Here is a 22421-nt window from a genome sequence, read left to right as displayed (position 1 = left end):
GTGCTACCCTATGGAATATTCTACTTTTGGTAAGCATATAATAGTAGATTTATGGGGAGTGGACTTTTCCCTATTAGATGATGTTCACTTTTTAGAATATCATTTAGTTAACGCTGCAGATTGCTCTGGTGCCCATATTTTAAACGTAAGTACAAAAGAATTCGATCCGCATGGCGTTACTGTTTTAGTTTTACTATCCGAAAGCCACCTTTCAATTCACACTTATCCAGAAAAAAACTTTGCAGCCATCGACTGTTATACGTGCGGTACGACCGTTGAACCGCAAATAGCGATTAATTATATCGTAAGTATATTAAGACCAAATGAGATGCATATAAAAAAACTAATTCGTGGTACAGGAGAGATTATTACTGCCGATTAATTATCACTCTTACCCATCCGTAAAAAGGAGGATTGTAAATACCATCAGTGGAACAAACACTCCACTGATGGTACGGACACATACATAAAAAAACCTCGCATAAGCAAGGTTCATTCATCCACCGACATCTTCCTATATAATTCTACAAACTCACTCGCCAATTCCTTCACTGTAATTGCGTTCATTAAATGATCTTGTGCATGCACCATCAAAAGGGTAACTTCGGTTTTTTCCCCGGCAGCCTCTTTCTGTATGAGCTCTGTTTGTAAGCGATGCGCCTCTTGCAATTCATTTAAAGCTTCTTGTAGTTTCGCTTCTGCTTCCTGAAATTCACCGCGCTTTGCGCAATCAATTGCTTCCATTGAGCAGCTTCTCGCATTACCACCATGCAAAATTAAGTGAAAAGCTTTCGTCTCTATCGTATCCATTTTAGTTCTTTACTCCCCCTTTTCTTCCGCTACTTTTTGTTTATCCCATATTTTTAAGAATGGAAAATAAATAAGAAATGCAAGTGCAAAGTTAATGAGCTGTAAAATAACCCCTGAAATTTTCCCGCCTGATCCTAAATATCCACTAAAAAGAATAGGTGTAGTCCAAGGTACAGCAGCTCCGCTCGGACGTGCAACCCATCCCCATTCCATTGCAAAATAAGAAACAATCGTTAAAACAACTGGTACAAGTATAAATGGAATAAGTAAAAGCGGGTTCATTACTATCGGCATACCGAAAGTCACCATTTCATTAATATTAAAAATACCTGGTGCAATCGATAATCGCCCTAAACTTTTCAATTGCTGACTTCGCGCAAATAATAACATTCCTACAACTAAAGCAAGTGTTGCACCAGAACCGCCCATATAAATCCATAAATCAAAGAACTGTGCAGTAATCGTATTCGGTACATCTTGCCCTGCCTGAAATGCAATTCGATTTTGATCCATTAATGACAACCAAATCGGACTCATTACACCACCAACAATTGCAGCTCCATGAATTCCGCACGCCCAAAGTACATGGACAATGATAACTGCGATTATCGCACCCCAAATGCTAGCCCCAAGTACACTAAGAGGCTCCTGTAAAAGCTTTCCTATAACATTATGGATGCTACCGAAAGTCGTATGTTCAAAAATTAATCTAATGATCCAAATAACCGTCACAACAATAAAGCCTGGAATAAGCGCAGCAAATGAACGCGTTACTGCTGGCGGAACTGTCTCTGGCATCTTTATAATCATCTTTTTCTGTACAACAAATCGATAAATTTCAGTAGATATAATTGCAATAATCATCGCTACAAACAACCCTTGGCTTCCCATTAACGCAGCTGGTATAACTCCATCTACAAGTATACTTTCTTTCGTATTTGGTATCATATACATAACTTGGAATGGTGTTGCAAGCAAAAATGCTACAAGTGACAATGCACCTGCCGCTAAAGCATCTACTTTATATTGTTCTCCTAATCTGTAAGCGATTCCAAAAACAGCTATTAAAGACATTATATTAAAAGTAGCCCCCACTGGGTACCCTAATGCTACATTCCAATTCTTTCCGAAGATTCCTGCCATAAAATCATTATATCCTGGTATTGGTAATGCACTAATAATAAGGAAAAATGATCCAATAATTAAGAAAGGCATCGTTAAAACAATTCCATCACGAATCGCTTGCAAATGTCTCTGTTCTGCAACCTTTCCTGCCACTGGCATCACATATTTCTCTAAAAACCCTATCATCTATCCCACACTCCTCATGGTTTCATTAACAAAGCTGCTTGCAAGATAGCTTCTCCATTACAAAGTCCGTAATGGACGGATTGAATGACATCAACAGGTATTCCCTTCTCCTTACATAATTCTTTCATTTTCGGTAATAAATAACGTACTTGCGGTCCAAGCAAAAGCACATCCGCAGTATCAATATGATTTCGCACTTCTGAACCTGATACCGCCCAAATCTTTACCTCTATCCCTTTTGCCTCTGCTGCTTTCTCCATTTTTGTAACAATCAAACTGGAAGACATTCCCGCTGCACAGCAAAGTAAAATATTCATCTCGCTCCCCTCCCCCTTTTTCCAAACCTAAGTTATGGTGTAGCCCTTGCCACCACTAGGTTACAAATATATATGTCTAGATTTCTAACTGTATGCCGAGCTTAAAAACAAAAATTTCTCGGTTTTCACGCTATTCCATCTATCCGTATTTTCCTAGTAAAGAAGTCTCTAACTCGCTATAATGATTCAGTATGATTTTTTATAATCGATAGGAGGATATATTTATGAAGGCATATCGCTTTCCGCTTATTTTATTATCTTCTATCCTAATTGGTGGTTTCATTGGTTATTTCATGGGTGCCGATGCAGTTGCTTTAAAGCCGCTTGGTGACATTTTCTTAAACTTAATGTTTACGATTGTTGTACCGTTAGTGTTCTTTAGCATCGCGTCATCTATTGCTAATATGGATGGATTAAAACGTTTCGGTAAAATTATGTCTAGTATGGCTGGAACTTTCTTATTTACAAGTATTTTAGCTGCTATTTTTATGATTATTATCGTGAAAGTATTCCCGCCAGCACAAGGTGTTGTATTAGAACTAACGCAGCCTGATAAAGCTGAAAAAGCAGTTAGTGTTGCTGATCAAATTGTTGGTATCATAACAGTATCAGACTTTTCAAAGTTACTATCTCGCGAGAACATGCTAGCTCTTATTTTCTTCTCTATCTTAATGGGGGTTGCAACTTCAGCAGTTGGTGAAAAAGGGAAACCATTCGCTACATTCCTACAAGCTGGTGCAGAAATTTCAATGAAAGTCGTATCTTTCATTATGTACTACGCTCCAATCGGACTAGCTGCCTACTTCGCAGCATTAGTTGGTGAATTCGGACCACAACTTCTTGGAACTTACTTCCGAGCAGCAATGGTATACTATCCAGCTTCTCTTATTTACTTCTTTGTATTCTTTACATTCTATGCGTACCTTGCAGGTCGCAAACAAGGTGTACAAATATTTTGGAAGAACATGGTCTCTCCTACAGTTACATCACTTGCAACTTGTAGTAGTGCCGCAAGTATTCCATCGAACTTAGAAGCAACGAAGAAAATGGGTATTTCTTCTGACGTTCGTGAAACAGTTGTCCTTCTTGGATCTACACTTCATAAAGACGGATCTGTTTTAGGCGGGGTATTGAAAATTGCTTTCTTATTCGGTATTTTCAACATGGAATTCGAAGGACCGAAAACATTAGCAATTGCACTTGTCGTTTCTCTATTAGTAGGAACAGTAATGGGTGCTATTCCAGGCGGGGGTATGATTGGTGAAATGTTAATCGTTTCTCTATACGGATTCCCACCAGAAGCATTGCCAATTATCGCAGCAATTAGTACAATCATCGATCCTCCTGCAACAGTGTTAAACGTAACAGGAGATAACGCTTGTGCCGTAATGACAGCTCGCCTTGTAGAAGGTAAAAACTGGATCAAAAATAAATTTGCTTAATATATAGAAAGAGGATGCTCGTTTTGAGCATCCTCTTTTTGTTGTCATTTGTCAGTGAATCGATATATTTGAAGTTGTGATAGATATATTAGCAAAAGCGTTAATATAATCCCATCCCGCCACAAATTTGTTATAATCTTCACAAATATTCCACACCTTTCATCCTTTCTCCGTACTATAATCATGTATGGAAAAGGAGATGGACACGATGACACAAAGCGCACCAGAATTTAAAGTTTTGCAAAGCATTGCATTTCTTGCTGTCGTTTTGCAAAGTTCCTTATTATATACAATGAATCAAGGAAATGTCTTACTCGAGCAATCCCTCATTATGGGCATGCTATTTAATCTTGCAAAATTTTCAGCGCCTGCATTCATATTTATCGTCGGCTTCCATTTAATTCGGCTATATACGAAGCAACTCGTTTACAGAGAATATATTTATGAAAAAGCCGCACATTTACTCATTCCTTATTTCTTCTGGTCTATTCTTTACCTATTAACAACAAACGATGTCATTACACTACAAGGCGGAATAAAAAGTTTATTACTCGGAACAGCTGCACCTCATCTTTGGTACGTTATTATGATGTTCCAAATTCACTTATTGTTCCCTTTACTATGCACACTATTTTATTGGTTTCAAAAACGAACAGAAAATAAAAAAGACATATATAAATATATGACCATTTTCGCTTGTCTATATTTTTTCTTAATGTGGTACTCTTCTCACTACATTTTTAATGGAGAGAAACTGACTAGTTCAACCATTTTACATTATACAGATCGTTCCTTCTTCTTCTACTCATTCTATTTCGTCATGGGAGGAATAGCTGCTGTATCATTAAAAACTTGGCGTATATTTGTCATGAAACATATTCCGCTTATCACAATCTTATTTTTCATCTTATTTTTATTCATCAATTATGAGTTATTTAGTTTTTACGGCGCCAATTCTATTCATTTAACGGTTTCTACTTATTTAAAACCGTCCATGTTTTTATATATTGTTTGTGAAATTATGATACTGTACGTGTTATCTATTACAATTGTACAGCGACGTGGTTTCTTATATAAAGCTTTACGTTTTATCGGGAATTACACGTATGGCGCTTATTTAGCTCATTTTTTCTTCTTGCAACTATGTACAAAATTTCTTTCCTTATTCGCACTGCAAGAAAACACAATATTATATAGCCTATTACTATTTATATTAACGACCACAATCTCTATTTCAGCAATGGTCATTGGCAGCATACTACCATTTCATACGTGGATTACAGGGCCTTCCCCTACGACAAATATGAGATGGGCGAAGATTGCCATTCGGAAAAATCATGAAAAAGTATTTAAACCATATATTTGATATAATAGTATTTCATATAAGAAAAGAAAGTAGGACACACCTATGATTAATCAAATTGGACAAATTATGTTATATGTAAATAACCAAGATGAATCAGTACAATTTTGGACAAAAACAGTAGGATTCCAAATCGTTGCGGAAGAAAATAACGGTCAAGGATTTCGCTGGATTGAAATTGCGCCGGCAAAAGAAGCTGGAACAAGCATCGTCCTTCACGATAAAGCGTTAATTGCGAAGATGCAACCTGAATTAAACTTAAATACCCCTTCACTTATGTTCTTCTCTAATAACTTAGATCAACTGTATAAAGATCTTTCTGAGAAAAGTGTTACAGTTGGACAAGTTGTAGATTTACCTACTGGTAGAGCATTCAACTTTGCTGATAATGAAAATAACTACTTTGCAGTTATGGAAAAGAAATAAGAAAAAGCTATCCGGAAAGGTCATAATAAAATCTTTTCGGATAGCTTCTTTTATTAAGAAACTTGCTCTGCATTCGTTTCCTTATGCTGTATATGACTCGTAACCCATGTAATTCCGCCAGCAACAACGAGATAGCATAATAAAATTAAAATTTGCATTCGTAATTGCGACCAATCTCCTAAAGAGATAACATCTTGTAATCCTCTAAGAGAATGAGACATTGGGAGAAACTGTCCAATTTTGCTAAGAACAGCTATATTTAACTCTCCTGGGAAAGTACCTCCGCTCGTCGCTAATTGAAGAACGAGAAGCGTTACCGCTGCGAACTTCCCAACAATGCCGAATACCGTTACTAACATAAGAATAAATGTCATGAACGTAAAGGAAATAACAATACTTGATAAAACAAAGAGTGATACACTTGCAACTTCTAATTTCATAACTCCTAACACTACCATATCTACAAGTAGTGCTTGAATGAGTCCAATTAAATATACTAATCCTAGTTTATTAATAAAATGTACTGTTCCGCTTACCTTCATATTTTGTCTACGGCCAAGAGGTAAAATATTCGATGCCATAATTCCGCCAACATAAAATGCCAGTGATAAAAAGTATGGTGCAATACCTGAACCGTAGTTAGGCACATCAGAAACTGTCGACTTCACTAATTGAACCGGCTCTGAGAACATCGTATTGCGTGCATCATCATTGCGAACATCCGCTATCTTCTCTGCGCCCTCTCCCAATTTCGTAGAAAGTTCTTTCGCACCATCGTCAAGTTTAACAAGTCCGTTCGTTAACTTATCAGCACCATGATTCAGCTCTGTTCCGCCACTCGCAAGGTGATTTACACCTTCTTGTAATGATGTAAATCCATTTCCCCACTTCGTAAATCCATCAGCTAAATTCGAAGTACCATCTGCTATCTTTTTCGTTCCAGCGGTAGCTTCGTTTAACTTAACTCCGAATGTATTCATGCCTTCCTCAATCTTATGCTGACCATCAGTAAGCTTCCGCGCACCTTGTGTCAATTGTTGTTGGCTATTATTTAAAGTGTTTGTTGCTTTAGCTAATCCGTTAGAAGTAGCAATGATCTTTTGAAAAGCAGGATCTTGCTGCACTTCTGGATGACTTTTCACGTACTCTTCTAATTGTTGTTTTACATTATTTGCTGCATTGTCCGCTTTCACTTGCCCTTCAGCAAGTTTCTCACTTCCGTTCACCCATTCATTTGTACCAGCACTTAATTCACTAACTCCTGATTGTAAAGACTTCTCACCCTGTGCTAGCAGCTCCATACCATTATGAAGTGATGTCGCTCCCTGACTAAGCTCATTTGCTCCCCCAGTTAAGGCCGATTGACTAGAGGCAAGCTTATCACTTCCTTCTTTTAACTTCACTGTTCCATCATTTAAACGATGAATACCATCTGTAAGCTGATTCGCCCCATTTTTTGCATCCGTCGTTCCTTCGTGCAACTTCTCAGCGCCATTTCTTGCATCACTCAACCCTTGTGCCAAATCTTGAAACTTTGAAAAGACACCTTCTGTATAAGATTTCGTAATACTATTTGAAATTTTTGTTTTCATATTTTCAACAGCTGTCGTTCCAATTTGAGCTGCTACAAAGTTTTTCCCTGGATTTACTTTGTACTGCAGCCTCGCCGGCTCTGGTTTCTCATCCATTAGTGTACTTACCTTTTTAGAGAACTCCTCCGGAATCGTAACCACCATATAATACTTATCTTCTTTTAGCCCTTCATCAGCATCTTTTTCTGATACGAAATGAAACGCCAATTCCTTATTCTCTTTTAAATTTTTAACAAAATCGTCTCCAGCCTGGATTGTTTTTTCATCCATCACAGCACCCTTATCTAAATTAACAACTGCAACAGGTAATTTATCTAATTTTCCGTACGGATCCCAATATCCAGCTAAGAAGAATCCTGAATAAATTAAAGGAACGATTAATAAAAAAATTAAAGCGATACGTCCATGTTTATGGTTCCACATCGCCTTCCAATCTTTAAATATAAGTTGAATTCCCTTCATGAAACATACTCCTTCTCCTAATTTAACACCCTTCGAATGGTTTAACAGATTTACTATACACGTCACTTTCCATACTGTATAATACATCTTTAATTATCAATTCATTCCTTTTGGTCTATAGAAAGGAGATTCGAAGTGGAACTTCTTCAATTAAAATACTTTCAGACAGTCGCACGACTAGAACATATGACAAAAGCAGCTGAAGAATTGCATATCGCGCAGCCTTCACTCAGTAAAACAATCGCTAGACTAGAAAAGGACTTAGGCGTCCCCTTATTTGATCGCCAAGGTCGACAGATTACATTAAACTCTTTCGGCAAAGTATTTTTAAAACGAGTAGAACGCATTTTTCATGAATTAAGTGAAGGGGAACGAGAAATTAAAGATTTAGCTGAATTACAACAAGGCTCTATTACACTTGCAGTTTCTATTCCAAGAATATTACCCGAGCTACTCGGTTCTTTTTTACTAGAACACCCTAACGTTCGATTCCAACAATTTCTCGCATCTACTCCTTCTATGAAACGGCAACTAGATAATATGGAAATTGATTTTTGTATCTCCTCTGTACCAATTGAAGGCGAGGAAATGGTTTGGGAACCACTTATCACAGAAGAAATCTTCTTAGCTGTTCCTTCAGGACATCGGTTATCAAACCGCGAAAGTATCTATTTGCATGAAGTAAAAGACGAATCGTTTATTAGTATGAACACTGGTTACGGATTTCGGCACTTAACAGATGAATTTTGTAAAAAAGCTGGTTTCACTCCACATATCGCTTTTGAAGTAGATGAACCAACCGTGATTAGCGATCTCATTAAGCAAGGTCTTGGCATCGCCTTTGTCCCAAGTTTAACTTTATTAAAAAACTCTACTTTAGCATCAAATAAGTTACGTATTATTGAACCTAATTGCGAACGAACTATCGGCTTAAGTTGGTCGAAGAAGCGCTATTTATCAAAAACCGCCCAGCAATTTCGTGAATTCGTGATTGATTACTTCTCCAATATTAGGGCGTAAAATTATATCGCTTTACAAACAAATAACGACACAAATAAAAGGTACCATCCCCATAGGGTGGCACCTTTTATTTTTTACTCTTATCCAATTCCATTTCCGCTAAAAGCGGCAATACGTTATCGAAAATATGTGTATTATTATTCTCACCTGTTACATATCCACCATAATATCTACTAAATACATTATCATTTCGGAATGTATTCATCCGCTCATACAATTCCTTCGCAAACTTTGTATCACCTGTTTGTAGTACGTACAAAATTGTTAATCCGTAAGATGCCGGTGATTCATAGTTCACAGCTTGTTTTCCCGTTTCTAAGTTATAACGACCATATAACTTTTCGTCTTCGCGAAATTTCTTCTTTATAAATTCCAAATAAGCGTCTGATGAAAGACCGCCTAAACTACGATGATAAGCAACGTATGATTGATCAATAAGATTCACTTCTTTATCGTACGTAAATGTCCCATCATCTTTATACTCTTTCGGGAATGCCCAGCCCTGCCTTGGATAATCCGCTAAAAACTGAACAACTTCCTGATACTGCTGTGCAGAAATTTTTCCATACTTTTTCATATAAGAGAATGCATGCGGATTTATGTAAGATGTTGTTGCAAAGTTATTTTGTTTTCCTGTATCTGCATCATAATAATCAACGTAATAATTACCTTTTTTATTATAACGAAGTACAGAATCACTCAATTGATCTGCAAGGTTTTTATAGCGATCTTCCTTGTACATTTCATAAGCACGATATAATTGTTCTATAATACGAAGATCATCGATAAGTGCATTAGTAGCTGACTGCATTTCTCCCTTTTCAGAGATTTTCCATATAACGATGCGATCCTTGTGTACAAAGTTATTTTGAATAACCTTCACTTGTTCATCAAATAAAGCTTGATCATCTTTATCAAGTGTATATTGTAGCCATAACCCTGCAGATTCTGATAAAGCTTCACGGCCCTTCGCTTCACCCTTACCTGCCTTTGTATCCTCTAAGCGATACGTTGCAAGTGTTCCATTTTCATTCACCATATGTCGTAAAATAAAATGCTCGGTACGATTCCCTTGTAAAGCTGACCAAAATACAACTCCACCTAAAGCGATTAAGAGAATAACCCCAATCCCTATATATAAACGTTTTCGCAAGCTTTTCACCTCCTTTTAAGGCTAACCTTAATTTTACCAGAGCATACGTAAATATAAAAAAGACAATCCTTTAGATTGTCTCTCTCACCTTATCCTTCGCAAGCCTCTTTAGAAGGTCTATATAGCGATTCCACAAGTCGATCATATTCACGACGCGTAATTTCTTTATTATACAACTTTAATAATAAATCTCTATGCTCTCTTGAAAATGCCATCTTTTTAATGACTTCAGGATACATAAAACACCCTCTCCATTTCACATAAACTTCTTCATCCCGGAAATAGAACTTACGTTCGCATAAAAGATTATAAAAGATTCAGCCCTAAAAAACAAATAAAATATTACCAAATATCAATTTCTTTCTTTTTAGAATATTTAAATATTACATTACCGTACTCATTTTTTAAATACATATATATTTTTGGTAGTTTTTTGAATAAATTTTCCAATTTAATCAGAAAATAATGGCAAAAAGAAGGGGAGTATACATATGGATACCGTAACATTAGCAAGGGCATTTTTTGGTTCTTCATTAGCATTCCACATTATCTTTGCAACGCTTGGAGTCGGGCTTTCTTTAATGATTTTTATAAGTGAAATACTCTATCACTGGAAGAAAGATTCCGACTATGCCATTATGGCAAAAAGATGGACAAAGGCTTTTGCTATCCTTCTCGGTGTAGCAATTCCAACTGGAACAATTGTTGGTGTACAAATTTCACTTCTTTGGCCTGGTTTCGCCAAAATTGTTGGGCAAGTTATTTCCGTTCCGTTTCAAATTGAGATTTTCGCCTTCTTTTTAGAGGCTTTATTCATGTCTATTTACGTATATGCGGCTGATAAACTACCTCCAGTTATGAGATTAATCTCGCTATTTTTCGTTATGATTGGCGCCACTGCATCTGCCGTGCTTATTACATCGGCAAACACATGGATGAATACACCTGCAGGCTTTTCAATGAATCCAGATGGCTCAGTTTTTAACGTTGATCCGTGGAAAGCTTTCTTTAATCCGAGCTTTGGCACAAGTGCATTCCACGTCGTTATTACGGCCTATACAACTGGAGCAGCTGTTATTGCTTCTATCGCTGGATTTAAATTATTAAAGAAAAATTTAAGTGCTCGTGAAATTGCTTACCATAAAAAAGGATTACTGTTAGGGCTTGTCGTTACATTTATCACAGGTGCTACGATGTGGCTTTCAGGACACGAATCTGCTATTGCCTTACATAAACATTCACCTGAGAAACTAGCATCTGCTGAAGCTTTGTTTGAAACGACATCACACGCGCCTTTATCGATTGGTGGGGTTGTGGACCCTAACACACTTGAACTAAACTATGCCCTTGAAATTCCGAACATGCTTAGCTTATTAGTGGGACTAGACCCTAACACCGTTGTAAAAGGTCTAAAGGAATTCCCGCAAGAAACATGGCCACCATTTTACACACATACACTGTTCAATTTAATGGTCGGCACCGCTGCCTTTACCTTTGCAGTTGCAGCTATTGCCCTCTTATATTGGTACTTTGTTTACCGAAAAAAAGGAGTAGAGTTACCGAAGTGGCTTCTTTGGGGAGCTGCCGCCTGTGGACCCGTTATGTTGCTCGGTATTGAATTCGGATGGATTTTTAGTTGTAGTGGTCGTCAGCCATGGACAATTTATGGCATGCAACGCACGGTAGATGCTTCTACGCGCGCTGATTTCGTCGGTCCTTTATTTGTTTTATTCATCATTTTATATATCGGACTTGGTATTTTAACAGTCTTTGTACTACGGACATTCTTTAAGAAACATCCGTTAAAGAATGATTTACATCACGAAGGAGGCGATTCTCGTGCATGAGGAAAGCATTGCAATCATCATCTTATGGGCTCTTATTTTCGTATATAGCATACTAGGGTCTATTGATTTTGGAGCTGGTTTTTGGGGCATGGTATACGCTAAACACCCGACGCTTGCTGCCAAGCTTGCTAATCGGTACTTATCACCAACTTGGGAAGTAACGAATACGTTTCTTGTCTTTGTCGTCGTTGCTTTTCTCGGTTTCTTCCCAAAAGCGGCCTTTACCCTTGCAACCGTTATGTTTGTACCAGTTATGTTAATTTTAGTACTCGTTGCGATTCGTAGTACATTTATGGTATTTGCTTACTCCCTGCCAAAATACCAACACCTTCTTCGGATTATTTCAGGTATTACCGGGCTCTTAATCCCAGCTCTATTAATTACCGTTCTACCAGTTACAGAAGGTGCCTATATTACGATGTCTGAAGGAAAAGAAGTGCTCCTTTACGGAAAACTTCTTTCTAGTCCCGTTATTTATTGTTATATGCTCTTCGGACTAACTTCGGAACTATTTCTATCATCTCTCTTTCTTGCTGATTTTGCTAGGGAACAAGGTTCTGAAGATACGTACCGAATTTATAGAAGAAATGCCATCATACTTGGTCCTGCAACGCTCGTGACTGCTATTATCGCTCTCGTTGTAATGGACCCTGAAACACACTGGCTTATGCAAGGACTAATAAAGCAATTCCCATGGTTTACAGTCTCTATCATTTTATTTGTTATCGGATACTCTTCTCTTTGGTGGACAAATAAGAAATATGGCACACTAGGCTTTCCTCGCATTGCAGTTTTAGCTGTCGTCGCTCAATATGCATTTGCAAGCTACGCTTACGGCGTCGCCCATTTACCTTATATCATTTACCCGGACGTAACTGTATTTACAAGCTTTACGACGGTCGAAACATTCTATGCACTTCTTATTCTTTACGCAATCGGGATTGCAATTTTACTACCAGGATTTATTTTCTTCTGGAATTTATTCTTAAAAGATCGAACATTTTTAAAGGAAAAATAGTAAATTAGGGGCATTCACACATAGAATGCCCCTAATTTATTAGACTCCTCTCCTAATAGTTATTACACTACCCCTTATACTTGCCTTGTTGCTCAAAATACACATATTCACTAGATTAAGGTAGATGCCTAGTTCTTCTTATTTTCTTTTGAATATAATGCTATATAAACTTGAGACAAGCTACATTTGTTCAAGGGAAAATAGAAAGGTAGGTTAAATATGAGCATTGAAATATGGATTACTATTATTGTATTCTTCTTAACGATGATTGTTATCTTTTGGCGACCTCGCGGTTTAAATGAGGCGTGGCCGGCAGCAGTCGGCGCTAGCATTATCCTCATTACTGGACTTGTATCAAAACCAGACGTCATGGACATTATAAGTAAAATCGGCGGTGCCTCTATAACTATATTAGCGACCATCGTTATGGCGGTTATATTAGAAAGCTTCGGCTTCTTCCACTGGTCTGCAGCGAAGCTCGCAAATTTAGCTAAAGGTTCCGGACGACGCCTATACTGGTACATTCAATTACTATGTTTTCTTATGACTCTTTTATTTAATAATGACGGTAGTATTTTAATTACAACACCGATTTTGATTTTACTTCTGAAAAACCTTCAATTAAAACCTCATCAACAAATCCCTTATTTATTAAGCGGTGCTTTAATTGCCACTGCATCTAGTGCACCAATCGGTGTAAGTAATATCGTAAACTTAATCGCATTAAATATTGTTAATATGACTCTTTATATGCATACAGCTATGATGTTTGTACCTGCAACACTAGGACTACTGTTTATGTCATGGCTCATGTATACAGTTTTAAAGAAAAAACTTCCAGAAAGATTACCTGTTTCTTCATATGATATTGAAGAAATTTTCTTCACGAAAAACTTCCATCCGTTAAAAGGACAAAATTCTGTTAATACGAAACAAAAACGTACGAAATTCATGTTAAAAGTATTAGGCTTCGTTTTCCTTATGCGCTGTCTTCTATTCGTTGCATCCTTCTTATCGATTCCAATCGAAATCGTTGCCGTACTCGGTTCACTCGTTCTTCTCATCTGGAGATGGTACTACTTACGAACAAACCCAGTCGATATTTTGAAAAAGACACCGTGGCACATTTTAATTTTCGCTTTCTCTATGTATGTAATTATTTACGGGCTTCATAACGCAGGGTTAACAGCGGCACTTGTAAGTTGGCTCGAACCAGTTGTAAGTCAGCATCTACTCTATGCCAGCTTTGCAATGGGCGGACTCGTTTCCCTCCTCTCTAACATCTTCAATAACCACCCTGCACTTATGATTGGTACAATCACATTAACAGAAATGGGACTAGATCCAGTCACATTAAAAACTATCTATCTCGCAAATATCATCGGTAGTGACATCGGTTCACTATTATTACCAATCGGTACACTAGCTTCCCTCATTTGGATGTATATCTTAAGACAAAACAAAATTAAAGTGAAATGGAAAGATTATTTAAGCGTATCTCTCATCGTAATCCCACTCACAACAGTCGTCACATTATTCCTCTTATACTACTGGGTACAATTATTCTTCACCTTATAGACAACAGAAGCCCCCTTTGCTACCGTCTTAGCAAAGGGGGCTTCTTCTATATTTAAGTTAGGTACTACAGTGTGATCAATCAAGTAAAGAGGTGTAACGTATTATTGGTATAAATGACTACCAGTGTCTTTAAATTCTTTCGCTTTCGCTTTCATCCCTTTTTCAATTGCTTCTGTCGTTTCTAAATCATTGTCTTTCGCATATTCACGAATATCATGTGAAATTCTCATACTACAAAACTTCGGTCCACACATTGAACAGAAATGAGCCGTTTTCGCACCTTCTGCTGGCAGTGTTTCATCGTGATATTCCATCGCACGTTCAGGATCTAAAGATAAATTAAATTGATCGCGCCAACGGAATTCAAAGCGAGCTTTTGAAAGTGCATCATCACGCTGATGAGCCGTTTTGTGCCCTTTCGCAAGATCAGCTGCATGTGCAGCGATTTTGTACGTAATAACCCCCGTGCGAACATCATCTTTGTTCGGTAAACCTAAATGTTCTTTCGGGGTTACATAACAAAGCATCGCCGTTCCAAACCAACCGATCATCGCAGCACCAATCGCTGAAGTAATATGATCATAACCTGGTGCAATATCTGTCGTTAACGGCCCAAGTGTATAGAACGGCGCACCCTGACAAATATCAAGTTCTTTCTCCATATTTTCTTTAATTAAATGCATCGGTACATGCCCAGGTCCTTCAATCATAACTTGCACATCATGTTTCCAAGCGATTTTTGTTAATTCACCAAGTGTCTCAAGCTCAGAAAACTGCGCTTCGTCATTTGCATCTGCAATAGAACCTGGACGTAATCCATCTCCAAGAGAAAACGAAACATCGTACTGCTTCATAATTTCACAAATCTCTTCAAAGTGAGTATATAGGAAGTTTTCTTTATGATGGAATAAACACCACTGCGCCATAATCGAACCACCGCGCGAAACAATACCTGTCATACGCTTTGCAGTAATTGGAATGTAACGAAGTAATACACCAGCGTGAATCGTGAAGTAATCAACGCCTTGCTCCGCCTGCTCAATTAACGTATCACGATACACTTCCCACGTTAAATCCTCTGCAATTCCGTTTACTTTTTCAAGCGCTTGATAAATTGGCACAGTTCCAACTGGTACCGGAGCATTACGAATAATCCACTCACGTGTTGTATGAATGTTTTTACCTGTAGATAAATCCATAATCGTATCTGCACCCCAACGAGTCGCCCACGTCATCTTCTCTACTTCTTCTGCAATAGAAGACGATACAGCAGAGTTTCCGATATTTGCATTTACCTTCACGTGAAAATTACGTCCAATTATCATCGGTTCCGCTTCAGGATGGTTAATGTTCGCCGGCAAAATCGCACGACCTTCTGCAATCTCCTTACGAACAAATTCAGGCTCTACCCCTTCACGAATCGCAACATATTCCATCTCAGACGTAATAATGCCATTACGCGCATAATGCATTTGCGAAACATTTGCACCTTGCTTCGCCCTAAGCGGCTTACGATCCATTTGCGGGAAAACAGGTGTATGTTTTGAAGCCACTTTCACACCGTCATCCTCAGGTTTAATTTCGCGTCCTTCATAAGCTTCCACATCACCACGCCCCAAGGTCCAAGAGTGGCGCGGCGCCTGCAACCCTTTTTCCAGCTCCACTTTATACTCTGGATCTGTATAAGGTCCACTCGTATCATACACACGGATTGGCGGATTTTGAACACCGTTCGTATCGCTTTGTTCAATCTCACGCATTGGTACTTTCATACCTTCACGTGTTCCATCCACATACACTTTCTTACTTCCTGGTAAACTCGATTTCAATTCAATTTGCTCAGCTGAAACAGACTGTTTCATAACCTTTGTTGCCCCCCTGTTCGTGACAAGGACGAGATATGGCCAGCGCATGCCAAAATAAAAAGAGCCAGGTCCATAAAAGAATAAGGACCTGGCTCATAAAGGCATAATTATGTAAAGCCGTTAACTTCCCTACGCTGGTACGAGCCAGATCAGGTCCAAAGGGTTAAGAAGTTCACACGCTTCTCTCTCAGCCTACGCATACGTTAGGCACCCCTAGTTTATCACTGATTTAATTTTCAATACTTTCCCATCATACACTATAATCTGAAAAATGCAAAGTTTATTTCTTTTGTTGTTTACGGAATCATCCAAGTTAAATAATAAGCCTGCACATACGTCATAATCCCAACAATAGTAACGAAGAATAAACTATGCTTCAATGTAAAGCGGAACAAATCTGACTCTTTCCCAGCAAGTCCAACTGCCGCACAAGCAATCGCAATTGATTGCGGAGAAATCATTTTACCTGTTACACCGCCCGTTGTATTTGCTGCAACAAGAAGCACTTCAGATACACCGACTTGCTGCGCTGTAATTGCTTGTAAATTCGAGAACAGTGCGTTCGCTGACGTATCTGATCCTGTTAAGAATACGCCAATCCATCCTAAGAATGGTGAGAAGAACGGGAATAATCCGCCAGTTCCTGCAAGTGCTAACGCTAATGTAGAAGATAGACCAGAATAATTTGCGATAAATGCGAATCCTAATACGAATCCAATAGATAAAATTGGCATTTTTAGTTCGTTTAACGTTTCTTTAAATGTTGCTACTGCATCTTTTGCACTCATTTTCAAAATAAAGATAGAAATGATACAAGCAATTAAAATTGCTGTTCCAGTCGCTGATAAAATATCTAATTTCAAGATTGCTTCATAAGGTGTTGGTTTATTTACAATTGGCTCTGCTTTCATTACTAAATTGTGCAAGCTTGGAACTTCAAATTTAAATACGAGACTTTCTAAAGCGCCGCCCGGAGCGAATAACGCTTTAAAGAAACTCTGGCTCCAGATGACTACCATCACAGTTAAAATAATGAACGGAGACCACGCTTTTACTACTTTTCCTACCGTTAGTTTCGGCATAGATGTCGCCGTCGTCGCCGCGGCTACTTCACTATTCGCTTGCTTAGTTTGATAAATTTCTTTCGGCTGCCAAACTTTTAAGAATAGCGATAAACTTACTAAACTTACAAGTGCTGACGTAATATCAGGAAGTTCTGGTCCTAAAAACGTCGCTGTAATAAACTGTGTAATTGCAAATGAACTACCCGCTACAAATAAAGCAGGCCACGTTTGTTTTACTCCTTTAAAGCCATCCATTAAAAATACGATAAAGAACGGAACAAATAAAGATAAGAACGGTAATTGATGCCCAGCCATTTGTCCAATTTTATGTGGATCAATGCCTGTCACTTGTCCAGCAACTGTAATCGGAATCCCCATCGCTCCGAAAGCTACTGGTGCAGTATTTGCGATTAAACAAAGACCTGCTGCATATAAAGGATTTAGCCCAAGGCCTGCCAGAAGCGCTGCCGTAATCGCTACTGGTGCACCAAATCCTGCTGCCCCTTCCAAAAATGCTCCAAATGAAAACCCAATTAAAATAACGAGTAAACGATGGTCATTCGTAATGGATAATACAGATGCACGAATGACATCAAATTGACCTGTTTTCACAGAAATTTTATATAAAAATACTGACATAATGATAATCCACGCAATTGGCCATAATCCGTATAAGAAACCGTATCCGGTCGCTGCCATTGCCATTGTGAATGGCATTTTATACGCAAATAACGCCACCAAAATCGTTAATACAACTGTAATAAATCCTGCCACATACCCCTTCATGCGGAAAACCGCTAAAGCTAAGAAAAAAAAGATGATTGGAATAAGTGCGACTGCTGCCGAAATCCAAATGTTACCGAACGGATCGTAAACTTGTGTCCATGTGTTCATTGTTCTCTCCCCCTAAAGAATCCCCTTTTAAATAAGATATAACCTTATCAATAGACTACCAGGTCATCATACCTTTAAGTCTAAAAAATACAAAACGTTTAAGAAAACGTTTTCAATAATTTTATCACAACAATTTTCATTTAAAAAGATTTTTTTGAAAATTTCATCATTTAAAAAGGAAATCTTACAAAAGCGTCACGTTTTTGTAATGTTAATCGATAGGAAGGTTGCCAAATTTATCGCATACTAAAAGTATAACAACGGACATTACTTATGAGGTGATATATATGAACGGAAACAAAATATTAGCAGCTTTATCATACTTTAGTGTATTATTTGCACCTATCTTATTCCCTATTATCGTGTGGATTGTGGGCGATTCTGAAACGAAACCACATGCGAAACGTGCTCTATGGACACATATCGTTCCAAGCATCGCTTCATTTATTGGATTAGTTATTTTAGGAATTATGGGCATCGGATCTGATCAACCAGACGTAACACTTGGAATTGGAGCAATCATCGTCTTATGCATTTGCGGAATCATTAGCTTATACTACTTCATTTGGAATATCGTGAAAGGTATTAAAGTACTGAAAGCTTAGTTTTAAACAAACGTTTAATTAAAAAGGAACTGCCCAAAAATTAATGTCGCATGATCGTAAATGAAATTTTATCGGCGGTTCAACAAGAGTAACCTACCTATTAATAAGAAAAAAACCGTCCCAAAATACCTTTTGGGACGGTTTCTTTATCTTCTGCGTTTCTTCTTTTTTCTCATCATTTTCTTTCGGCGCGTATTCGCTTTATCCGCTATAATGTGAAGCGTACTCGCCACAACAATCCCCATTACAAACGTTACAATTTCAACCTCGTGTTCCTTCGCAATTTCTATTAAATTTCCACCGAATGCGATTATATTTAATAGGAATAAAAACGGAGAAAACACGATTAACATGTATGCAATACGAATAATATCACCAATTATAATCGTATGTGTGAAGAAGGAACGATGGGGCATTACGCTCCTATATGGATACCAAAAAATGCGGAGGAATCCCCATTTGTTATACGCATTACTGTACGTATCTAAATCCGGTGTTAGAAATGAAGTACCTACTAAAAAGCCAATTGCAAAAGTTAATAAAAAATCAAAACTTGTTAATCCATACGAAAAGAGCATAAACAAAACAACCGGAAGGGATATTAAGTTTATTTTCGTATGCGTTCTTCCTGATGGCATAATGCACTTCCTCGCTTACGTTCGCCCTGTCATCCTATGACAGTTCTCACCTATTGATCTAATTTTTGATCGATAAATGATGTGTCTATATCCGAACCAAACCATTCTGCCAACTTCACTCGTGCCTTATCTTTCACATCTTCATTTACGTATATCGATGCTTGTAATAGTGCGGCCATTAACGCACCTAAATCATCCGTATAACCGACTCCAGCAATGAAATCTGGAATGGCATCAATCGGTGCAATGAAATAAGCAAGTGCTCCGATTACAATAATTTTCACTCGTTTTGGAACATCCGGTCTTTGCAACACGTAAAACAACAATAAACTCGCATAGATTACCGACTGCCCTGCCTGCTTCGCAACATGTTTTATTTTCTTCCAAAACGCTTCAACTGAAAATTTTTGTTTCATTCAAAAGCCTCCCTATTTTCAAAAGAAATAAGCTACAATATGTTATGTTATCAGTAAAAGTTCATCAAAATTACACATAATCTATCAATGAAATTTCATTGTAACAAACAAAACCAAAAAGAACAAGTGTTCGTTAATTTTTTCGTATTTTCCTTCATATAATAGTTTTCTAGACAACCACTTAAAGATTTCTATTCCATATTTCTCAACCAAAAAACTTTCAATTCCGCTTAACATTCTTTTCTATAAAAGTTCATCAAAATTACACATAATCTATCAATGAAATTTCATTTTTTGTTATATTTTCTAGTTGACGAGCCTATAAACGAATGTTAAAGTTTTCTCTGGTAGTGACAAATCACATACAAAAAATGTAAAATGTTATAGTGTTTCTCAGAAATGAATTTTGTTGTATAATACAGAAATGACGTTATGCTTATGAGCAGCACAAGAAACCAAAAAGGGTATGCATAGTTAAAGTCGTATATGGGTGAATATAGAAACTCTAATTATGACCAAGAAAACTATGTATTTTTTATTTTAACATTTTTCGCTCCAAAATCGACCAAGCCTGATAGAGAAAGGGTGGAAATGAATGAAAGAAACCATGAAATCACAATTTCAAAATGTGCGTTTCACTTTATTCGTAGCTTTGGCCGTATGGCTAAAAACCTACATCATTACACGCACTAGCTTCGATTTAAAACTTGAATCTTTCATGCAAGAATTCATTTTATTCATTAGTCCATTAGCAGCATCATTACTGTTTGTGGGTCTTGCATTATTTGCAAAAGGGAAAAAACGTAACTATATAGCACTAGGAATTAACTTTATCTTAACGTTCATTCTTGTTGGTAACGTAATGTTCTACGGATTCTACAATGACTTCGTTACTTTACCAGTACTAGGACAAACGTCTAATTTCGGAAGTTTAGGTTCTAGTGTGAAAGAATTATTTAACTACAAAATCATCCTTGCATTTGCGGATATTATCGTATTCTTCGTTCTATTGAAGAAGAAGAAAGATTTTGCACCGACAGAACGTGTAGCACGTCCGATGCGTTCTCTATACTTCGTGTCAACGGTTGCTATTTTCTGCGTAAACCTAGGATTTGCAGAAGCTGAGCGTCCAGAACTATTAACACGTTCATTCGACCGCGTTATGCTTGTTAAAAACCTAGGATTATATGTACACCAAGCATACGATCTTGGCTTACAAGCAAAATCAAGTTCACAAAAAGCGTTTGCTGATAGTAGTAAATTGCAAGAAGCAGAAAACTATGTGAAAACAACACAAAGTAAACCAGATCCAAATATGTTTGGTACTGCAAAAGGGAAAAACGTAATTGTTGTCTCTCTTGAATCATTACAAACATTCTTAATTGGTGCGCAAGTTAACGGACAAGAAGTTACACCATTCCTAAACCAATTTGCGAAAGAAAGTTATTACTTCGATAACTTCTTCCATCAAACTGGGCAAGGTAAAACGTCTGATGCTGAATTCTTAGTAGATACTTCAATGTATCCACTAGACCGTGGTGCTGTATTCTTCACACACGGTAATAACGAATATACAGCAACTCCAGAAATTTTGCGTCAGCAAGGATATCACACATCAGTATTCCACGCGAATAACGCAACGTTCTGGAACCGTAACATTATGTATCCGGCACTTGGTTATGATCGTTACTACAACGAACTTGACTACAAAATTACGCCAGAAACAAAATTAAATTGGGGATTAAAAGATATCGAATACTTCGATCAATCTATCGATATGTTAAAAGAAGTGAAGCAACCGTTCTATACTCGCTTCCTTACTTTAACAAACCATTACCCATTCACTTATGATGACAGTACGAAATTAATCGATGAATACAATTCTGGTGATGGCGTATTTGACCGTTACATGGTAACTGCTCGCTATTTAGACGAAGCAATGAAACACTTTATTGAGCGTCTAAAAGCAGAAGGTATTTACGACAACTCAGTTATCGTATTCTACGGTGATCACTATGGTATTTCTGAAAACCATAACCGTGCAATGGCACAGTTCTTAGGAAAAGAAGAAATCACTACATTTGACCATATGAACTTACAAAAAACACCGATGTTTATTCACGTTCCAGGTCAAAAAGAAGGTAAAACAATTTCAAAACCAACTGGTGAAATTGACATTAAGCCAACAATTCTAAACTTACTTGGTGTAGATTCTACGAATCAAATTCAATTCGGTCATGATGTATTCTCACCAGAAAATAAAGGATTCGTTGTTCTTCGTGACGGTAGCTTCGTTACAGATAAGTACATGTACACGAACAGTACATTCTACGACCGTACTACTGGCGAAGTTGTGCAATTACCGAAAGAAGAATCTCAACCACTAATTGATCGTGCTCAAAATGAATTGAACATGTCTGACAAAATCATTGAAGGTGACTTACTTCGCTTCTCTGAAAGTAACAAGATCAAAACTGGTGAAGTAAAGACAGCTATTAAAGAAGAAAAGAAGAGCGCTGAGTAATCTCAGCCTCTTTTTTTATTTTCTGCTATCCTTCCTCTCCTATTCATTAACTTTAAAATTACATAACCTTCACCTA

The 22421-nt window shown here is 37.5% G+C and carries 20 protein-coding genes and 1 riboswitch; of the genes, 10 read left to right on the top strand and 10 right to left on the bottom strand.

What is annotated here, in order from left to right; translation table 11 throughout:
• The first annotated feature begins 10 nt into the window (after positions 1 to 10).
• On the top strand, positions 11 to 382 hold the full coding sequence (speD, locus tag MKX66_RS21300; protein WP_060749239.1) for an adenosylmethionine decarboxylase: 372 nt from the start codon (positions 11 to 13) through the stop codon (positions 380 to 382).
• 110 nt (positions 383 to 492) lie between these two features.
• Here speD and MKX66_RS21295 read toward each other — a convergent pair whose 3' ends face one another.
• From MKX66_RS21295 to MKX66_RS21285, 3 genes are read right to left on the bottom strand one after another with little or no spacing between them, the layout of a single operon-like run.
• A complete protein-coding gene (locus tag MKX66_RS21295) occupies positions 493 to 810 on the bottom strand; it encodes a PTS lactose/cellobiose transporter subunit IIA (protein ID WP_002016162.1) in 318 nt (105 codons plus the stop codon).
• Between the two features lie 9 nt (positions 811 to 819).
• Entirely contained in the window at positions 820 to 2121 is a 1302-nt protein-coding gene (gene celB / locus MKX66_RS21290; protein WP_215590420.1) for a PTS cellobiose transporter subunit IIC, read from the bottom strand.
• A 14-nt stretch (positions 2122 to 2135) separates the two neighbouring features.
• Positions 2136 to 2438 carry a PTS sugar transporter subunit IIB gene (locus MKX66_RS21285; RefSeq protein WP_215590422.1) on the bottom strand — a complete coding sequence of 101 codons (303 nt, stop codon included), beginning with the start codon at positions 2436 to 2438 and terminating at the stop codon, positions 2136 to 2138.
• Positions 2439 to 2662: 224 nt separating this feature from the next.
• Here MKX66_RS21285 and MKX66_RS21280 point away from each other — a divergent pair, with 224 nt between their 5' ends.
• From MKX66_RS21280 to MKX66_RS21270, 3 genes are all read left to right on the top strand, one after another.
• Positions 2663 to 3880: a dicarboxylate/amino acid:cation symporter gene (locus tag MKX66_RS21280; protein WP_002089631.1), complete on the top strand. Its 1218-nt coding sequence runs from the start codon at positions 2663 to 2665 to the stop codon at positions 3878 to 3880.
• 208 nt (positions 3881 to 4088) lie between these two features.
• Positions 4089 to 5246: an acyltransferase gene (locus MKX66_RS21275; protein WP_341087093.1), complete on the top strand. Its 1158-nt coding sequence runs from the start codon at positions 4089 to 4091 to the stop codon at positions 5244 to 5246.
• Between the two features lie 42 nt (positions 5247 to 5288).
• Positions 5289 to 5669, top strand: a complete 381-nt coding sequence (locus MKX66_RS21270) for a VOC family protein (RefSeq protein ID WP_341087091.1) — start codon at positions 5289 to 5291, stop codon at positions 5667 to 5669.
• A 53-nt stretch (positions 5670 to 5722) separates the two neighbouring features.
• Here the strand turns inward: MKX66_RS21270 and MKX66_RS21265 are convergent, their stop codons facing one another.
• Entirely contained in the window at positions 5723 to 7723 is a 2001-nt protein-coding gene (locus MKX66_RS21265; RefSeq protein WP_341087089.1) for a YhgE/Pip domain-containing protein, read from the bottom strand.
• A gap of 135 nt (positions 7724 to 7858) precedes the next feature.
• Between MKX66_RS21265 and MKX66_RS21260 the strand changes: the two genes are divergently transcribed.
• Positions 7859 to 8743 carry a LysR family transcriptional regulator gene (locus tag MKX66_RS21260; RefSeq protein ID WP_215590426.1) on the top strand — a complete coding sequence of 295 codons (885 nt, stop codon included), beginning with the start codon at positions 7859 to 7861 and terminating at the stop codon, positions 8741 to 8743.
• Between the two features lie 67 nt (positions 8744 to 8810).
• Here the strand turns inward: MKX66_RS21260 and MKX66_RS21255 are convergent, their stop codons facing one another.
• Both MKX66_RS21255 and MKX66_RS21250 read right to left on the bottom strand, forming a co-directional pair.
• Positions 8811 to 9896, bottom strand: coding sequence for a hypothetical protein (locus MKX66_RS21255; protein WP_044439412.1), 1086 nt, complete (start codon positions 9894 to 9896; stop codon positions 8811 to 8813).
• Positions 9897 to 9985: 89 nt separating this feature from the next.
• On the bottom strand, positions 9986 to 10135 hold the full coding sequence (locus MKX66_RS21250) for a hypothetical protein (protein ID WP_002016173.1): 150 nt from the start codon (positions 10133 to 10135) through the stop codon (positions 9986 to 9988).
• 252 nt (positions 10136 to 10387) lie between these two features.
• On the opposite strand from MKX66_RS21250, the gene cydA reads away from it, so the two are divergent.
• From cydA to MKX66_RS21235, 3 genes are all read left to right on the top strand, one after another.
• Positions 10388 to 11743: a cytochrome ubiquinol oxidase subunit I gene (cydA, locus tag MKX66_RS21245; RefSeq protein WP_002034780.1), complete on the top strand. Its 1356-nt coding sequence runs from the start codon at positions 10388 to 10390 to the stop codon at positions 11741 to 11743.
• On the top strand, positions 11736 to 12761 hold the full coding sequence (locus MKX66_RS21240) for a cytochrome d ubiquinol oxidase subunit II (RefSeq protein ID WP_002089640.1): 1026 nt from the start codon (positions 11736 to 11738) through the stop codon (positions 12759 to 12761). The genes cydA and MKX66_RS21240 overlap by 8 nt, the downstream gene beginning before the upstream one ends.
• Positions 12762 to 12980: 219 nt before the next feature.
• On the top strand, positions 12981 to 14339 hold the full coding sequence (locus MKX66_RS21235) for an arsenic transporter (protein WP_002143778.1): 1359 nt from the start codon (positions 12981 to 12983) through the stop codon (positions 14337 to 14339).
• Between the two features lie 101 nt (positions 14340 to 14440).
• Here MKX66_RS21235 and thiC read toward each other — a convergent pair whose 3' ends face one another.
• Together thiC and lldP are read right to left on the bottom strand one after the other, a co-directional pair.
• Positions 14441 to 16201: a phosphomethylpyrimidine synthase ThiC gene (gene thiC, locus MKX66_RS21230; RefSeq protein ID WP_201053370.1), complete on the bottom strand. Its 1761-nt coding sequence runs from the start codon at positions 16199 to 16201 to the stop codon at positions 14441 to 14443.
• Between the two features lie 112 nt (positions 16202 to 16313).
• Positions 16314 to 16429, bottom strand: a riboswitch (TPP riboswitch).
• A gap of 71 nt (positions 16430 to 16500) precedes the next feature.
• Positions 16501 to 18162: an L-lactate permease gene (gene lldP, locus MKX66_RS21225; protein WP_326996732.1), complete on the bottom strand. Its 1662-nt coding sequence runs from the start codon at positions 18160 to 18162 to the stop codon at positions 16501 to 16503.
• 287 nt (positions 18163 to 18449) lie between these two features.
• Between lldP and MKX66_RS21220 the strand changes: the two genes are divergently transcribed.
• Positions 18450 to 18767, top strand: a complete 318-nt coding sequence (locus tag MKX66_RS21220; RefSeq protein ID WP_002191186.1) for a DUF4870 domain-containing protein — start codon at positions 18450 to 18452, stop codon at positions 18765 to 18767.
• 146 nt (positions 18768 to 18913) lie between these two features.
• On the opposite strand, the gene MKX66_RS21215 is transcribed toward MKX66_RS21220, so the two are convergent.
• Both MKX66_RS21215 and MKX66_RS21210 read right to left on the bottom strand, forming a co-directional pair.
• Positions 18914 to 19405, bottom strand: coding sequence for a metal-binding protein (locus MKX66_RS21215; RefSeq protein ID WP_002089644.1), 492 nt, complete (start codon positions 19403 to 19405; stop codon positions 18914 to 18916).
• 50 nt (positions 19406 to 19455) lie between these two features.
• Entirely contained in the window at positions 19456 to 19821 is a 366-nt protein-coding gene (locus MKX66_RS21210; RefSeq protein ID WP_002016186.1) for a YkvA family protein, read from the bottom strand.
• 595 nt (positions 19822 to 20416) lie between these two features.
• On the opposite strand from MKX66_RS21210, the gene MKX66_RS21205 reads away from it, so the two are divergent.
• Entirely contained in the window at positions 20417 to 22345 is a 1929-nt protein-coding gene (locus MKX66_RS21205; protein WP_012262002.1) for an LTA synthase family protein, read from the top strand.
• The last annotated feature ends 76 nt before the right edge of the window (positions 22346 to 22421 follow it).

It is taken from the genome of Bacillus sp. FSL R9-9530 (genome assembly GCF_038008145.1).
Taxonomy (GTDB): domain Bacteria; phylum Bacillota; class Bacilli; order Bacillales; family Bacillaceae_G; genus Bacillus_A; species Bacillus_A mycoides.
Note: the sequence above shows the minus strand (reverse complement) of the source record. Positions and strands in the feature narration are given on the sequence as shown.

Excerpts from the sequence above, each read along its gene's own strand:
- speD (WP_060749239.1), top strand. The coding sequence starts at position 11 with ATGGAATATTCTACTTTTGGTAAGCATATAATAGTAGATTTATGGGGA.
- MKX66_RS21295 (WP_002016162.1), bottom strand. The coding sequence starts at position 810 with ATGGATACGATAGAGACGAAAGCTTTTCACTTAATTTTGCATGGTGGT.
- celB (WP_215590420.1), bottom strand. The coding sequence starts at position 2,121 with ATGATAGGGTTTTTAGAGAAATATGTGATGCCAGTGGCAGGAAAGGTT.
- MKX66_RS21285 (WP_215590422.1), bottom strand. The coding sequence starts at position 2,438 with ATGAATATTTTACTTTGCTGTGCAGCGGGAATGTCTTCCAGTTTGATT.
- MKX66_RS21280 (WP_002089631.1), top strand. The coding sequence starts at position 2,663 with ATGAAGGCATATCGCTTTCCGCTTATTTTATTATCTTCTATCCTAATT.
- MKX66_RS21275 (WP_341087093.1), top strand. The coding sequence starts at position 4,089 with ATGACACAAAGCGCACCAGAATTTAAAGTTTTGCAAAGCATTGCATTT.
- MKX66_RS21270 (WP_341087091.1), top strand. The coding sequence starts at position 5,289 with ATGATTAATCAAATTGGACAAATTATGTTATATGTAAATAACCAAGAT.
- MKX66_RS21265 (WP_341087089.1), bottom strand. The coding sequence starts at position 7,723 with ATGAAGGGAATTCAACTTATATTTAAAGATTGGAAGGCGATGTGGAAC.
- MKX66_RS21250 (WP_002016173.1), bottom strand. The coding sequence starts at position 10,135 with ATGTATCCTGAAGTCATTAAAAAGATGGCATTTTCAAGAGAGCATAGA.
- cydA (WP_002034780.1), top strand. The coding sequence starts at position 10,388 with ATGGATACCGTAACATTAGCAAGGGCATTTTTTGGTTCTTCATTAGCA.
- MKX66_RS21235 (WP_002143778.1), top strand. The coding sequence starts at position 12,981 with ATGAGCATTGAAATATGGATTACTATTATTGTATTCTTCTTAACGATG.
- thiC (WP_201053370.1), bottom strand. The coding sequence starts at position 16,201 with ATGAAACAGTCTGTTTCAGCTGAGCAAATTGAATTGAAATCGAGTTTA.
- lldP (WP_326996732.1), bottom strand. The coding sequence starts at position 18,162 with ATGAACACATGGACACAAGTTTACGATCCGTTCGGTAACATTTGGATT.
- MKX66_RS21220 (WP_002191186.1), top strand. The coding sequence starts at position 18,450 with ATGAACGGAAACAAAATATTAGCAGCTTTATCATACTTTAGTGTATTA.
- MKX66_RS21215 (WP_002089644.1), bottom strand. The coding sequence starts at position 19,405 with ATGCCATCAGGAAGAACGCATACGAAAATAAACTTAATATCCCTTCCG.
- MKX66_RS21210 (WP_002016186.1), bottom strand. The coding sequence starts at position 19,821 with ATGAAACAAAAATTTTCAGTTGAAGCGTTTTGGAAGAAAATAAAACAT.
- MKX66_RS21205 (WP_012262002.1), top strand. The coding sequence starts at position 20,417 with ATGAAAGAAACCATGAAATCACAATTTCAAAATGTGCGTTTCACTTTA.